The sequence below is a fragment of the bacterium SCSIO 12643 genome (assembly GCA_024398135.1).
Taxonomy (GTDB): Bacteria; Bacteroidota; Bacteroidia; order Flavobacteriales_G; family Salibacteraceae; genus CAJXZP01.
The window spans coordinates 3,234,311-3,250,210 of sequence record CP073750.1; the positions used below are offsets into that span (position 1 = coordinate 3,234,311).

The following is a 15,900-nucleotide window of genomic DNA, read 5'->3' on the forward strand; positions in this document are numbered from 1 at the left end:
ACCTTATCGTTCAGCGGACTAAAGTATCAAATTATTGATTTAGGCGCTGTGGGAAACTAAATAAATTAGGATGAAAAGTTACCTTCTTCATTTATTTCTTTTTAGGGTAAAACATATATTTTTATGGCATGAAAAGAGCATTAGTGATTTCCGGTGGTGGATCGAAAGGAGCATGGGCCGGAGGTGTTGCTGAATACTTAATTAGAGAGAAAAAACATGATTATGTGTTAGGGGTGGGGTCATCCACTGGTAGTATCTTACTTCCACATCTGTTAATTGGGGAGATTGAGATTATCAAACATATATATACGCATGTAAGAACCCGTGATATTTTTTCTCTAAACCCGTTTATTATTACGAAAGAAGATGATGATTTTAGTGTAAAACTGAATCACCTGAATATTGTCAAATCATTTATTAAGAGAAACCCAACGTTTGGGAATAGTCACCGACTTCTAAGAAAATTAAGACGTGAAATCACGTTGAAGCATTTTAATAAACTTCAGGAGTTGGATAAGGAAGTGATTGTAACAGTAAGTAATTTAACGCAACAAAAATTAGAGTATAAATCCTCTAAAACGGAGCGGTATGCTGATTTTATAGATTGGATTTGGGGCTCGGCCAACTATGCACCTTTTATGTCTATCCTAAGAAAAGGAGGACAAGAATATGCAGACGGAGGTTTTGCGACTTTACTTCCCATTAGAGCTGCAATTGACCTTGGAGATGTGGAGGCGGTTGATGTCATTGTTCTATCTCCAAAAGATCCACATAAAATATTACCGCCATCTACGAATGCGTTCCAGACAATGTCTAAAATTTTTGATGTGTCTATGAATCATAGCTTTAATAAAGATTTGATGTTGGGTCAATTGAAAAGTTTAACCCGAAAAGTAGATGTGAATTTGTATTATACTCCGGATTTACTGACGGAGTATCCGTTGGTTTTTGATCCAACTACGATGCGTAATTGGTGGAAGATGGGATATGAGTTTGCGAAATCTACCGAACCGGAATGTCATTGTTACCGTCCGAAGAAAGATTAGTGTTTACTTTCCTTTTCCTTTTAAGACAATAAGAACAGTATAGATTAAGATTTTAAAATCAACCAGTAAAGACATGTTTTCGATGTAAAGAATATCGTATTCCAGTCGTCTGACCATTTCATCTACATTTTCAGCATAACCGTATTTCACCTGTCCCCAGCTGGTAATACCAGGTTTTACCTTTTGTAGATGTGAATATTGTGGCGCCTTAGCTTTAATCAAAGTAATATAGAATTGACGTTCTGGTCGTGGGCCAACAATAGACATGTCTCCAATCAAAACGTTATAGAATTGTGGAATTTCATCCAAACGCGATTTACGAAGAAAACGGCCAAATGGTGTAATTCTGTTATCGTGTGTACTGGATAATAAAGGAATGTCCGTCTCTGCATTTTCATACATTGATCTAAACTTATAAATCATGAACGGTTTGCCATGATGTCCAATACGTTCCTGAGAATAAATCATAGGTCCTTTAGAACCTAATTTTACCATAATTCCGATGAAAAGATATAGTGGAAAGAGCAGTGTCAATACACTAAATGAAACCACAATATCAAACATCCGCTTGAAGGATTGTTGCCATGAAGGCATGATTTCTTTACGAATATCAATGAGAGGTGCACCAAATATGGATGACATTTTTACTTGTCCGGTTAGGATCGTATACATGTCTGGAATAATCTTAATGCTTACTTCAGCTTCATCCAGAACAGAAATAATTTCTTCTATTTTATGATGCTCTGAAGGTTCAATTGCTATGATGACTTCCTCAATTTCGTTTTCTATGATGATACGTTTAACCTCCTTGAGATGTCCCAGATGGTTTACTTTTCCTTCAAGTAAATGATTGGAGCTTCCGTTTACATTGATAAAACCTTTGATCAGAAAACCACTGGATCTTTTTGCGCTTTCCAGATCATCAAATAGTTTAACCGCATTTTCGTTACCTCCTACAATTAGCGTATTGTAACCGATAATTCTGTTGTGTACTTTGTGTACAGTATTGCTAATCAGGAAATACCTAAACAAGAAAGTAGTTGTAAAATGCAGGCCAAATAAAGTAAAGAACGAGGTGTAGTAACTCTTGTAATTTGGAATTTCATCATCCAGGATCACGGTGAAAAACAAGATGAGTACACCAATCAAAGATTGTAATAATGTAACCCCAAACTCGTTCAATCGGGATTTTCTAAAAGGGTCCTGATAGTATCCGGAAACAAAATAAAACAGAGCCCAAAAAATAGGGATGAGTATTAGTCCTAGATAAAATTGATTGTCAAAGGTGATTGGAACGGGCTCAGCAAACTTAAGCGGTTCCAGGTATTTCTTTCTAAAAATGAAAAAGGCAACCCAGGTCGTCATTGCAGAAAACAAATCCGCAATAAGATATTTTAGTAGTTCTTTTCGTTTGTTTAAACTCACTATTTTGTGTTTACCACCTTGGCATTATCAATATACACAAGCCCTTCAGGATTTCCATCATTATAGTATGCGGTAAATCCAATACCAAATCCGGTTGCATTCACCAGGCCGGCAAAACGATCCGTAAGATCAATGTATATATGTTTCCATTTAAGTTCCCCGTTTTCTTCAGTTGATCTTAATGTGATCAGAGGATTCTCTACCGTTCCATTTCCAGGTTCCTGAATAAGCGTACTGATAATTAGATTTTGGTTGCATTTATAGTCCAATTCCAGATACATTGGTAATGTGGAACTAACAGGAACCATAAATAAATCAGTATTGTATGCTTTAAATCCAGGTTTGTCTTCAGTCATTGTTGCTTTACCTACAAACTTTCCCAGGTAGGTCGGACCATTCGTGACTAATGTTTTCACCAGTGCCACATCACTTGATGGAGCAGTATCGATTTTGGAAACGGCATTTTCAAATTCTTCCTTAAAAGAGATGCCCGTATCCGTGAAATAGCGAACTTTAGGTTCTGCAACTACAGTATCCAGAGGAGTTAGAGTAACATCATCGTTCCACTGTTCATAGAAAGCATACCTTTCACGAGTAGAAGAAATACCGTTTAGTTTAATGCCGGCAGCTACAGTAAGTTTGTGACTCCCTTCAGCAGCAACCGCTACCGTAGCAGGAAGTTCAAAAACACCCAGTAAATTATCGTTATCAAAAACCCAGGCATCAGTGATGGCCGTACCACCATTACCCAAAACACTGACATTATCGTAATTAAAGTCAATTTTTTCTATAGTAATATATGCTGGGATTCTTTCTCTTTTGCCTTCACAAGAAATAAAAAGTGGAAATAAAATTATTGCAAAGCGTAACAGTCTAATCATGTACCCAAATAATGTGGTTGGCAAATATAACGTTCTTTGTAACGTAATTATCATCGTTGAATTGTGGTTTTGGGTATAAAGTTTTTAAGAAAATGTGATATTGTTTTATGCTTTTGATTTTTAGTGTTTTGAGAGGCGGTGAGAATGTGTTAAAGTATGTTTACCAATGGAATAATATGTGCTTTCTAAACTTTGAATAACGAGATTGGGCGTAAAACACATATAAATAATGTTTTATCATAATAGGATAAATCGGGACTGGAGAGTCAGTGAGTAAACCTTTAAAATACTTTGCTTTTTATTCCTTTTAAAGATCAACTTTTGTATTTAATATTGGCCAAAATAAGAAACTCTTTAAACGATTAACAGAAAGAATGCTAAGAGCGGATACAATGAAGTTGAAAGGTGCCAGAAGAAGAATGGTACAGGAAGTGGAACAAATGTTGTCCCAAATTGGAATAGCTGATGAAAAAGTGATGGAAGCGTTAATGTCGGTTCCTAGACATCAGTTTTTTGATAGTGCGTTTGATATCAATTTTACCTATCAAAATAATGCCTTTTCTATTGGTGCTGGACAGACAATTTCTCAACCGTATATCGTGGCTTTGCAAACGCATCTGTTGGATATAAAAAAAAGAGATAAGATATTGGAAATAGGTACGGGATCAGGATATCAGGCCGCTGTGCTTTTAGAACGTGGAGGGCGCGTGTATACCATTGAACGTCAGAAACAGTTGTTTGATAAAACGAGCAAGTTACTCCCTAAAATGGGCTATATGCCTAAGTTCTTTTATGGTGATGGTTATAAAGGATTACCGGAGTTTGCTCCATTTGATAAAGTGATTATTACCGCTGGAGCACCATTTGTTCCTGAGAAGCTGATTGAACAGTTAAGAGTAGGTGGGGTAATGGTCATTCCTATTGGGGAAACCGAAAAGCAAACGATGTATCGGATCACCAAGGTTTCTGAAACCGAAACCACAACCGAAGATTTCGGACCATGCAGTTTCGTACCAATGTTGCCAAAGGTGGAAAGATAATCGCATAGATCATTATGCCTGCATAATTAAAATACAAGAATCAAAACCAAGAGTTTAAAAACCTTTTGTTATACGATACACTTTTGGCACAAGTATTGTAAATTTGGGACAACTTTAAAACAAAACATATCTATTATGAAGAAAAATTTTACTATCGCATTAACGGCCGCAATTTTAATTTTTTCTCCCATATTCGTTCAAGCTCAATTAAAGTGTTACAGCTTAAAAGCCCCTGAAAAGACTATCGAAGGAATGAAGAAATTGGCGATCATGAATTTTGAAGATCGTCTAAATAATAACTGGCGATACAATTACAATGATTATGGTTCGCAACTGGCGGATTATATGATTGCGAAACTTTTAGAAGAGCACAGAGGTGTTTATGCTCGTGGCGAAAACTATATGGAGCGTTATAAAACTAACGTGTATACCGTTGTTGAGCGTAGCGAGATTGACAAAATTATGGCTGAGCAAAAATTAGGTGCTAGTGGTGCAGTATCTGATGGTGATGCAGCTGAAGTTGGAAAGTTATTGGGATTAGATGTTATCATTACAGGTGGATACTCTACTGATGTAAAGACAAGTTCTAAAACAAATACGCATAAAAACTCTAAAACCGGAGCGACAACGTATACTTACAGTGCTTATAAAACAGCAACTATTGAAGTAACTATGAAAATTATTTCTGTAGAAACTGGACAAATCTTAAGTGTTGTAACTAAAACAAAAACACAAAAAGCATCTGCAAGCAGTAGTAAAAATAAATCTGAAGCTTATAATAAACTTCCTACGAACCAGGCGGTAATTACTAACGGAATGAAAGCGATTTCTTTAGACCTGGTATCATACTTTACACCAGTATTCGTTTATCAGGGTTTAACTGTTGAAAAGCCTAAAGTAAAAGATTATAAGGATGAGTTTAAAGAAGCAAAGAAACAAATAAAAGAAAACAACTTGTCTAAAGCTTTTGCAATTGTAAAAGGTGTATATGATGCAGATCCATATGATGCTGCGATGGCACACAACATGGGTGTATTATACGAAGCTGTTGGTAACTACGATCAAGCAATCCAATACCACCAAACTGCATACGAGTTAGATGATTCTAAAGATCACAAAGCTGCATTGGAAAGAGCAATGAACAGTAAAGAAGCATTAGAAGAATTGGGAAAACTAGGTGTAGAAATTACTCCTTATGTTTTTGATGAGTCTGAAGGTGCGAAATTGAACATCGAAAAAGTTAAGACTGCTGGTAAGAAAAAAGACAGAATTAGTGTGTATGCTGAAGCAAACAAAGGTGCTGATAGCATCGCAAAAGTTCCTGGAGATACCGAATTCGAAGTATTAGGTAGAGAAGGAAGCTGGGTGAAAATCAAACTTCTTGGAGGAAAAGAAGGATGGATTAACAAAAGCGATATCGACTAATTTTCTAGATAGTAGAACACTATTATAACTGATCAATGAAGAAGCTCATACTTTTCACTTTCCTATTAAGTGCTATTCAAACTTTTGGACAGGCGCCAGGATGGATTTCCGCAGATACCAGATCAAACATGTATCCAACAGCGTTGTTTCTAACCGGGTATTTTGAAACATCTGATATCAATAAAAAAGAAATAGATGCAGAACTGCAATTGCTTGTAGATGCAGCCAAAGCGCAGCTAATACAAAGTGTTAAAGTTCAGGTGAAAAGTGTGAGCACTTCTAAAGTTTCCGATTTCAACGGGGAGATTGATGATTATTTTAATCAGAAAACGACTTCACAATCGGATTTACAACTTATCGGGTTACAGACGGATTCGTACTACGATAAGAAAAACAAAAAAGGTTATGGATTTGCGTATGTAAGCAAATCTCAAATGATTGAATATTATCGTTCTGAAATTGGTAAAAACATTTCGGATATCGAGAATATTATTTCTCAAAGTCAAACTCTAAAAGATGATGGTGATTTAAAGAGAGCCTTTAAAAAAGGTCTTGGCGCATATAACAAGTTCTTCACCATTGATGAATCTCAAAAGATTTTAATGGCCATAGGCGCAAATGGCGATATGGATGTTAGAATTGATGAGGTAAACGGATTAAATAGTAAGTTCAATAAATTAATGCTGGCTATCCAAAAGGATAAAAGAATGAGCATTGATGATATGGGATATATTATTGCAAATGGTTTAATGAAGTCTCAAGGTGATAATCACAAGAGTATTCATTTAAAACCGTTTACTTATGAGCAAACTGGATTTACTTCTGATTTCTCATATAAATTAGATAAAACCATCAAACAATCTTTACCGGAAGAAATGCCTTCAGCCGGTTATATCATTGAAGGAGTATACTTTCATGAAGGTGAAAATATTGTAGTAAAAAGTAGTTTGATTGATTCTAAAACAAAAAAGGTAGTGGGGCGTAATGCGGTTCAAATTACAGAATTAGAATTGATTAATAGTAGTGTAGCAGTAGTTCCACAAGACATTAAAAACCTAAAAATGTTAGAGAAAATTCAGATCACTTCTCATACTATTGGTGCATCTGGTAAAGCAGGATTAGGTTTAGATAAAGATTTGGTAGCTTCTGTTGTAGTGGATGGAAAAGAATTGGAAGGTATTCCGGTTCGATTCTTTAATAACAATGGAGGTACGGAGTATTGCTCAACAATTACAGACAAATCTGGTAATGCGACCTGTAAAGTGAAAAAAATCAGTGGGGAGTATAAAAACCAGATTATTGTAGCACAGATTGATCTGGCGGAATTCTTATCCAATGATACCTCTGAGTATGTGAAAAGCATGCTGAAGAATAAAGAATTGCCTAAAGCTTCTTTTAAGGTGACAGTCATGCCAAGTACGATCAATATTCAGGCTGAAGAAAACAACTTTGGTAAATCATTAGATGTAAAGTTAATTGAGCCACAGATCAAAGAAAGTCTGGCAACAAAAGGTTTTGATTTTAGCGAAGATTCAGGAGATACAGATTATGTGATTAAGATTCGTGCATCCTCGCGTAAAGGCGGATATTTTGGAGGTGTTTGTTTTGCATATGTAGATGTTACTATTTCTGTATATGACAACAATCAAGGAAAAGAGATCTATAAAGAAAGCATCAACAACGTAAAAGGTGGTGGTGGTACTTTCGATCAGGCAGGAGGAAAAGCGTACTATCAGGCTTCTGAACAAGTGAAGGATAAGGTGGTAGAAATCTTAGTGAAATAGATCAGCGCTGACCTTTATTCAAAGTCAATTTTCCAATTTTTTCATTACCCGAAATCCAGGCCGCATTTGGCGAAGCAAATTGTATAGCCAAATAATTGGTATTGTTCCATTTTTGCCAGGATTCACCCATATTGGAAGAGTAATACATCTGAGAAATACCGCCACGTGAACGACCACTTAAAGCAAGTATTTCTTTTCCATTGGATCCGGGTACAAACTGAATACACGAAATATAACCGTTCATAGAATTATCATTTAAAACTTTCCAGGTTTGCCCACCGTCTCGGGTAAGCGCCATATGATTGTTTTTTTCGGTAACATTTTCCCAGTTTCCACCAGCAATCATTCCGATGTTAGGAGATATAAATTGAACAGAATAGATCCCGGTCATGGTTTGACCTGAGACAATCGGTGTTTCCTCAACATCCCAATCCAATCCATAATTGGAGCTATGATATACACGTGATTTTGATTTTCCACCAGTAACAAACCATGTATGCGAATCGGACAAAGAAACATTGGTATTGCTAGCTGCAAAAGGGTTTTCATTTTCTAAAGCAGGAGGGAGCTGCGAACAATTTACCCTTTGCCAGGTGTTGCCTCCATCATTGGTGGTTGCGATGTGAAAACATTGATGAACAGCATCCCCAAGTAAAATTCCTTGTTCATCATTCCAAAATTCAATGGCATCAAAAAATGCATTTTCGGAAGTATCCTGATATACCTTTTTCCAGTTTTGACCTAAATCGGTTGATTTAAAAATGGCTGCAGGATGTGCAATGCTGACTAAATATATGAATCCATTATCGGTGATAGCGATAGACCTAAACTCAGGAAAAACAGTATCCAATTGCATTTGATGAATATGCCAATCCTGGCCATTGTTTTCGGTATATCCCCAGTAACCATTTGATCCGGCAAACCAAACCGTAGAGTCATTTAAAGCTTCCAATGCTCGAATACTGGTATTCGGAATATTAAACTCCTCTAGAGCATATGAAATGGTATCCTTAGATTGTTGATCTTGATTTTGAGGAGATTGGGAAGAGTTCGTTTGACATGAAGACCAGGTGAGAACAGCTGCGATAAAAAATGGTATATATTTGAGTGATGACATGATTTCGTTGGATTGAAAAACGAAAATAACGATAGCAATCAAAACATTACAATATGGATTCCGGACAATTGGCCTTAGCTTTCTTTTTTATGGCACTTGGAGTTTTGGTGTATAGATTCCCAAATCTTCTGGCAGGCTACAATACCATGTCTGAAGAAGACAAAGCCAAAGTAGATGTAGAAGGTTTAAAGAAATGGTCTCGGAACGTGTTTGTGATCATTGGAGTTTTGTTGATTCTTAGCAACTATGTGAGTCATTCTTTTGCCGATCCCAATTATGCGGATTACCCATTTTATGTAATTGTTGTAGTTGGTCTGGTTATTTTGATTGCGGGAGCGCAGAAATTTAGTGCACGTAAATAGAAGCAGATTTATATATATAAATCAGGTTTTAATTTCTTTGTCATTCGTACATTTGGGGACATTAATACGATAAATATGATTGATAAGAAATTTGATCCGGCATCGGCTGTTCAGGATACACAAAATTTTGGTGAGTTTGGAGGGGTAAACCCGTCTATTACAGATAGTTCAACATATACATTCTTAAAGGCTGAAAGTATGGAAGGTACTTTTGGTGGAGAGACCGAAGGATGTTATTTATATTCCAGACACTGGAATCCTTCAAACAAGTATTTAGCAAATGCTTTAGCAAAAATGGAAGGTGCGGAAGCGGCTCAGGTAGTTGGCTCAGGTATGGCTGCAATTTCCAATGTGACCATGCAAATTTGTGCAGCAGGTGATCATATTATTTCATCACAAACCATATACGGGGGTACGTATTCTTTATTCCATTTTTACCTGCCAAAATTTAATATCAATACGACTTTATTAGATATTACCGATTTAGATGCGGTAGAAAAGGCGATTACCCCAAATACAAAAATGATTTTTTGTGAGGTAATGAGTAACCCGCTATTGGAGATTGCAGATCTAAAAGCGTTGTCTGAGTTGGCGCATAAAAACGGAATCAAACTGGTTGTGGATAACACGTTTACTCCGATGGTATTTTCTCCGTTAAAATTTGGTGTGGATGTAGTGATTCATTCCTTAACGAAGTTTATTAATGGTGCAAGTGATACGGTAGGTGGTGCAATTTGTAGCACGGAAGAGTTTATCAATTCTTTGATGGATTTGAATACCGGTTCTACCATGTTATTGGGTCCAACAATGGACGGTGTACGTTCAGCAAGTATTCTAAAAAACCTGCGTACATTACATATCAGAATGATGCAGCATAGTAAAAATGCGATGTATCTGGCGAATAGATTAGAGGAAGATGGCGTACGTGTACGTTACGCGGGATTAGACAGTCATCCGTCATATGACTTGATGAAGAAGCAAATGAATGCGGATTATGGTTTTGGGGGGATGATCTTAATTGATTGTAAGTCCAAGGAGAACGCATACAAATTGATGGATTCTATGCAAGAGGATAACGTAGGTTATTTGGCTGTGAGTTTAGGTTTCTACAAAACATTGTTTAGCGCTCCGGGTAGTAGTACTTCATCTGAAATTCCTGAAGAAGAACAAGGAGACATGGGGTTAAGTCCGGGGTTAATCAGAATGTCTGTTGGTTTGGATATGGATATCGAACGTACTTATGAAACGATTAAAATTAGATTGGCTGAAGTAGGTTTAATCTAAGCTTTAAGAAGATAAATTTGAAGAGCCATTCTCAACTTGTTGGGGATGGCTTTTTTGTTTTAAGCTTCTAAGACTTCATTCAGAGAACTCGCAAAATGAATCTGTTTGGTTTGATTACATTCAAATTTGAAATCGTTAAAACTTTTACTGGTGTATTTGGATAAGTCTCCTATGATGGCCAAACGCATTCTGTAGTTGGAGAACTTTTGAAGTATTTCTCCCGCCATTTTGGTTTTTAGATCAAAGAAATCGGAAGTGAGATTTTGTTCGTAAATAATGATACGATCATAACCTTGATAATATAAATCACCCATGAGGTTGGTTCCATCTTCAATAGATTGTATCAATATTTCATCGGAGATGAGTTCCGCACTTTTTAATTGGGCTTTTTGGTGTGATTTGATTTGCATAAGGAGCAGAATTAATGATGATAGTGGACTGCATCTTTACGGAAAGGAATGGTGGTATAATCTTCAACCTGAATTTGTTCCTTACCCTCCCGGATTCGAATTTTCTGGTGACCATTTATATCGTAAAATACCTGAGGTTTAGAATTAGACCAGTAAATAGTAAGTTGCTGTATTTTTTGTGCCGTCCCCAATCCAATTTCTTGTTGTAAGGGGGAAGCTCCGAAAGTGCCTCCGGTAGAAACTGTTCGATAAATCTTTTGTCCGGAATCCAAAGTCAATGCTATTCGTGTACCCACTGCGCTCTTATTGGATTCAATACCTTCCAGTTGGATCACGATCCAATTATTTTTAGATATTGGGTTTTCGAATAAAACATTGGTAAAGACATCGCCTTCATAGGCCCCTCCTAATACTGTATAAATATCCTGATCACCATCACGATCTAAATCCGCAAACGCCACACCATGCCCTTTTTGAATGTGACCAAAATGTCCGGCTGTGGTAACCTCTTCAAACTTTTTTCCAGCCATATTTCTAAACATTCTATTGGGAACAATAGTACTAAAGTCAGGAGCCCCAGTGCCTACATAAAAATCTAAGAATCCATCATTATCCAGATCACCAAAATTAGCGCCCATCGCAAACATACTTTTGGAGATTTTAAAATCCTCAGTCGTTTCGGTAAAGGTTTCATCTCCGTTATTGAGATATAAACGTGGTTTTTCAGATTCAAAGGGAAGTCCCTGCATTTCTTTGGCATATTCTCCTGCCACATCTTCTAAATAGCGAAGATCATAACCGCTTACAAAAAGATCCTGATGCCCATCATTATTGACATCCCAGAACCAGCAAGGAAAACTAAAGAATGGTTCACCCACACCCGCGGATGATGTGATATTGGAGAACTGCCCTTCTGTATTTTTAAATAGCATATTCTCTCCCCCTAAAACTGAAATATATAAATCGATCCAGCCGTCACTATTGATATCTCCCCAGGTGACCCCTTTTACAAAACCGGTAATATTGGGAAGTCCGTATTGATTGGAAACTTCATTAAAAGTTCCATTACCATTGTTTTGAAAAAGCTCACAGGGATGCGGATCATTTTTACCACTTTCGTTACCAATAAAAAGATCCAAATCTCCATCCCGGTCAAAATCTCCCCAACTGGCAGTTTGGGTAGGGTGGAAGGATAATATTCCGGCAGATTGGGTAACATCTTTAAAAGTACCGTCTCCCATATTTTTAAGCAACGAGTTGGGATGTGTACCTGCTTTGCCTAGCCAGGCGCCTCTTAAAACAAGAATATCCGTATATCCATCGTTGTCATAATCAGCATGAATACAATTGAGTCCACTCACAATACCTTGAAGTCCGGCTTTTTGTGTGACATTGGAGAAGCCTCCATTTTGGTCGTTCAAAAATAATTGCACATTATCTTCCATGCCATAGGACGTGGCAAATACATCTAAGAAACCATCATTGTTAAAATCATCGATACAAGTACCTCCGGAAAGTCCGTTTTGCGCTAAACCTATGGACATGGCAATATCTTCAAATGCAGGAAAATTGTTTTGTTCCGATGCATGTGGAAAATCAATTTTATAATCTTTTGGAACTTGATTAGGATATTGTCCTAAAGTCATGTAGGCTACATTGAGGAGCCATTTATATTTGTCATTCGGGAAATGATCCTGAAGCAAACTGTAAATTTGAATCGCATTTTCAGAACCACTTTTTAGTTGATGTTGCCCCATTTTTTGAATGGGAACAATACAAGATTGATTCGTATGGTTGTTCTGACAATTTTCTTGCTCTCCTTGTCTTAAATAGGCTAAAGCCAAAGCTTCAAATAATACTTTGGTTTTTGCATTAATGATTTCTTCATAGGGTTTTTGTGATTGATTTAAATAACCGGATATTTCATCGATACATACTTGATAATTACCAGCATTTAAGGATTGTTTGCAGTATTCAAACCAGGAATTCATTTGCTGTTGCATAGATCCCTTCTCCATATTTTGTAGGTGTAAAGCGGCTTGTTTTCCATTCCAGTGATAATAGGTCATGGGGTCACCTGTGAGAACTAATTGTTTTAGTTCTTCAGGCATATTGTAGGCAGACGGCTCTTTAGTTGTTGGAGTTACCTCCTGATTCATTTGGGAAGGAGTAGATGAATCGCAAGCTATTAGTATGATTCCAGAAAATAAGTATAGTAATAAATAGCGCATCCCAATTCAGCTAATAATGTGTGGAAGTATGAAACACCGAAAATAAGATTTGCATGGAGTTTATAGAAGGAATTAAATAAAAAGGTAAAATTGAAAAGCGCCATGACAATTATGACATGACGCTTTTTGGTTTGAGTTCACGGTTCTGATTTAGGAATGACTACAAGATCATTTGATGACTACAATTTTTTTAGGTGTATTAATGAATAGATGCCCATCTTGACTTAATGTACCTGGAAAATTACCCACAATAAAATCATCGATCTGGATGACGTTTGAAGCTTCTTTTTTAGCGAGATTAATTTTGATCACATATCCAGCGTTTTGGGATTCATCAAGTCTATAAGAATGTGTATACGTTGTTGTGGTTTTGATTCCTCCGCTCGAATAAGAAGATGAGGTAACGTCTGTGTACACACCTTTTTGGTATCCATCAACTTCTGATCGAATGACAGCATAAAATGTATCTCCATTTGAAATTATTCGAACGGGTAATGACGATAATAATTTTTCATCGCTTAAAGGTTTGACGGCCGGAAGAGGATATGAAGCAATTAAACGACCATCAGTTGATATATGTACCATAAGAAATACTTTTTCGGTACCGTTGGACGTATTTTTTACAGCTTCAATGAGAACCAGTAAATCACCATTATCTGTTTTAATGACTTTTTGAATAAAAGGCATTTTAAACTTATTGATTTTTACTTTCTCCTTTAGCGGTTGTATTGCGTAGTTTAATAAATCTTCGTTAGTATAAGATTTGCTCCAGGATTCTTTACCATTATCTATTTTTGAAACAGAGATTCCAATATCTCCACCGGTAGCACCTTTTGCAGTTGTGGCAAAGCAAAACACACTATTCTTTTCGTTCAATAAGAATGTGGAAGGTTGTACACCGTTTTGCCCTCCGGTTTTAGGTATAGAAAGTGAAATGATACTTTTTTTTGCGCCTGTATTGGAAACATGTAAATAAGTGAATTTATCTTTTGATGGAATGAGAATCCCGGTTTCATCATTATTGAGCTTGACGTAATTCCTTTTTCCCGGATATATGGGATGAGGTAACTCAATTTCATGTTTGCTTACCCAGGTATTTGTTTTTAAGTCCATGATGCCACTTAAAAACATTTTGCTTCCTGAAACGGCCATCAAACCTCCAATGTACGCTTTGTTTTCTCTGGGCATAAATGAGTTTCTACAACTAAAAATGGCTCTGGCCAATTTTTTACTCGGTGCAGGTTGAATCAAATAATTGTTTCGGTCAATGACGTTATCACCTATGGGGTAATATACCTGAGCCCAAAATTTTTCATTTAGTTCTATGCTGTTTTCCTTTTGGAACTTGTATCGTAGAAAAACACCCAGGTCGTTGGTTTCTGGAACTAGTTTTCCATTCACCAGATTAGGTTTACCCGCCAGAGTAGGATTATTGATATAAGAAACCTTTAGATTGTTTAGATTTTTCCTGGACTCTTCAATGTTGTCTTCGAACCTATGGATATTGTATTTGGAGAGACTCTCATCAGTCATGGGCAATACTTCAACTTTGATGAACTCACCATTTTGATTGTACGTTTGAACCTCCAGCATCTCTGCGTTCGTTTTTTTATCAGTAAATGATGAGAGTTTATAGAGTTTGGTCTGATCTTCACTCATGAAGAAACCTGCATTGTACAAAGAACTATTCTTAGATGCTTTTAAAGCTTCTTTGGAATATCCCATCTTAATATCAGATGCTTTAATAGATTGAGATTGGAGATTGAAAATTACTGTAACCGTTAGAGCTACAGAACAAATTAGATTTTTCATTTTTTGTAGTTTAAATATGCTTTTGATTGTGGAAAAAGGGGCTACGGTCACCTATTTGAAGTGAATCAGTTTTAGACTATTGTCAGATAATGCATTGTAATCCGATAAAGCAAATGTGAACTTGATATTAAACGTTTCCGTGCCAATACTTCCTAATCCGCCTCCAATTTCAAAGTCTTTAATCTCAACAGTCACATCACCTCCTGAAATGGTTAATTGTGCTTTGTGTTCAGCGTTTGGTTTCCACCAATAGTTTTTCTGAGACCCCAGACTGATTTTTTCGACCACAAATTCTCCCGGACTTAGTTTAACATTAGCAGGGGAAGAACCTGCCGAAGAAGTATAAGTTTTATTAGTTGCGCTTATACCAGAAAAATAAATGAGTAATCTCTTCCCATTTAGAGGTTCTCTGATGTCAAATTTCAATGCCCCTTCGGGATTTCCTGAAGCTAGATAAACATTATCCCATTTCTGCGCATACATATGAGATATTTCGAAATCCTGTGCAGTTCCGGTTATTTGTCGTAAAGTATTGTCTTTGGTCGGAGTAGCGTTTTCGTTGACATCGTTGATCGCAATGGTAAAGTTGGCTGTATCCTGAACTGTCCCAATCGTTGCCATAATATTTCCGGTGATTTGTGTATTGGTTTCATAATCGAACTTGCTCACATCTGCAATGATGATATCATTTCCATTGATTTGAATGGCTCCATTCGGATTCTGATTAAGAATGGTAAATACAGGTTGATCATTAGAGTTTTCTACGGTTGCTAAAATGGAGCTAATGACCGTCCCGTTTGGGCTATTCTCGTCAATAGATAGTCCGGATAGATCAGAGATACTAATGGTTATTTCAGAGCCTGTTCCACCCGAATTGGATGAAGGATTTATATCCTCTTTTTTACATCCGATAATAACAGTGCCGATGAATATGATACTAAGAATTGTTTTTTTCATTTTATAAGTTTTAATAATTAATATGTTGTGAGAAGTTTAGTTTGTTGTCTCATGATTCGAGTCAAAGGTTTGGAAATCCCCAACCAATTGGAATACGTGTTTTTCGGAAATCCATAGGTAGTTTTG

Annotated in this window: 13 protein-coding genes; 6 read left to right on the forward strand and 7 right to left on the reverse strand. The window is 36.7% G+C overall.

All coding sequences use genetic code 11. The annotated features are described in order from the left end of the window. Positions 1-128: 128 nt before the first annotated feature. Complete coding sequence (locus KFE94_14255) at positions 129-1,046, forward strand: patatin-like phospholipase family protein (GenBank protein UTW65807.1); 918 nt, start codon at positions 129-131, stop codon at positions 1,044-1,046. A 3-nt stretch (positions 1,047-1,049) separates the two neighbouring features. Here KFE94_14255 and KFE94_14260 read toward each other — a convergent pair whose 3' ends face one another. Further along, a complete protein-coding gene (locus KFE94_14260; GenBank protein ID UTW68285.1) occupies positions 1,050-2,411 on the reverse strand; it encodes a sugar transferase in 1,362 nt (453 codons plus the stop codon). 59 nt (positions 2,412-2,470) lie between these two features. Further along, entirely contained in the window at positions 2,471-3,352 is an 882-nt protein-coding gene (locus tag KFE94_14265) for a hypothetical protein (GenBank protein UTW65808.1), read from the reverse strand. A 374-nt stretch (positions 3,353-3,726) separates the two neighbouring features. On the opposite strand from KFE94_14265, the gene KFE94_14270 reads away from it, so the two are divergent. The 3 genes from KFE94_14270 (at position 3,727) to KFE94_14280 (ending at position 7,601) form a co-directional block, all read left to right on the forward strand. Continuing rightward, positions 3,727-4,392 carry a protein-L-isoaspartate(D-aspartate) O-methyltransferase gene (locus KFE94_14270; protein ID UTW65809.1) on the forward strand — a complete coding sequence of 222 codons (666 nt, stop codon included), beginning with the start codon at positions 3,727-3,729 and terminating at the stop codon, positions 4,390-4,392. A gap of 135 nt (positions 4,393-4,527) precedes the next feature. Next, positions 4,528-5,817 carry an SH3 domain-containing protein gene (locus KFE94_14275; GenBank protein ID UTW65810.1) on the forward strand — a complete coding sequence of 430 codons (1,290 nt, stop codon included), beginning with the start codon at positions 4,528-4,530 and terminating at the stop codon, positions 5,815-5,817. 35 nt (positions 5,818-5,852) lie between these two features. Next, complete coding sequence (locus tag KFE94_14280; protein ID UTW65811.1) at positions 5,853-7,601, forward strand: hypothetical protein; 1,749 nt, start codon at positions 5,853-5,855, stop codon at positions 7,599-7,601. Between the two features lies 1 nt (position 7,602). Here the strand turns inward: KFE94_14280 and KFE94_14285 are convergent, their stop codons facing one another. Beyond that, positions 7,603-8,718, reverse strand: a complete 1,116-nt coding sequence (locus KFE94_14285) for an oxidoreductase (GenBank protein UTW65812.1) — start codon at positions 8,716-8,718, stop codon at positions 7,603-7,605. Between the two features lie 53 nt (positions 8,719-8,771). Between KFE94_14285 and KFE94_14290 the strand changes: the two genes are divergently transcribed. Beyond that, positions 8,772-9,080: a DUF3784 domain-containing protein gene (locus KFE94_14290; GenBank protein UTW65813.1), complete on the forward strand. Its 309-nt coding sequence runs from the start codon at positions 8,772-8,774 to the stop codon at positions 9,078-9,080. Between the two features lie 75 nt (positions 9,081-9,155). Further along, complete coding sequence (locus KFE94_14295; protein ID UTW65814.1) at positions 9,156-10,364, forward strand: aminotransferase class I/II-fold pyridoxal phosphate-dependent enzyme; 1,209 nt, start codon at positions 9,156-9,158, stop codon at positions 10,362-10,364. Positions 10,365-10,423: 59 nt separating this feature from the next. On the opposite strand, the gene KFE94_14300 is transcribed toward KFE94_14295, so the two are convergent. The 4 genes from KFE94_14300 to KFE94_14315 all read right to left on the reverse strand — a co-directional run bounded on the left by KFE94_14300 (position 10,424) and on the right by KFE94_14315 (position 15,774). Then, positions 10,424-10,774 (reverse strand): DUF4180 domain-containing protein, encoded by a 351-nt coding sequence (locus tag KFE94_14300; protein ID UTW65815.1) that lies wholly within the window; start codon positions 10,772-10,774, stop codon positions 10,424-10,426. An 11-nt stretch (positions 10,775-10,785) separates the two neighbouring features. Further along, the gene (locus KFE94_14305) at positions 10,786-13,005 is read right to left on the reverse strand and encodes a CRTAC1 family protein (protein ID UTW65816.1); all 2,220 of its coding nucleotides are present in this window, start codon (positions 13,003-13,005) and stop codon (positions 10,786-10,788) included. 168 nt (positions 13,006-13,173) lie between these two features. Further along, complete coding sequence (locus KFE94_14310) at positions 13,174-14,817, reverse strand: hypothetical protein (GenBank protein UTW65817.1); 1,644 nt, start codon at positions 14,815-14,817, stop codon at positions 13,174-13,176. 51 nt (positions 14,818-14,868) lie between these two features. Further along, complete coding sequence (locus KFE94_14315; GenBank protein ID UTW65818.1) at positions 14,869-15,774, reverse strand: cadherin repeat domain-containing protein; 906 nt, start codon at positions 15,772-15,774, stop codon at positions 14,869-14,871. Between the last annotated feature and the right edge of the window lie 126 nt (positions 15,775-15,900).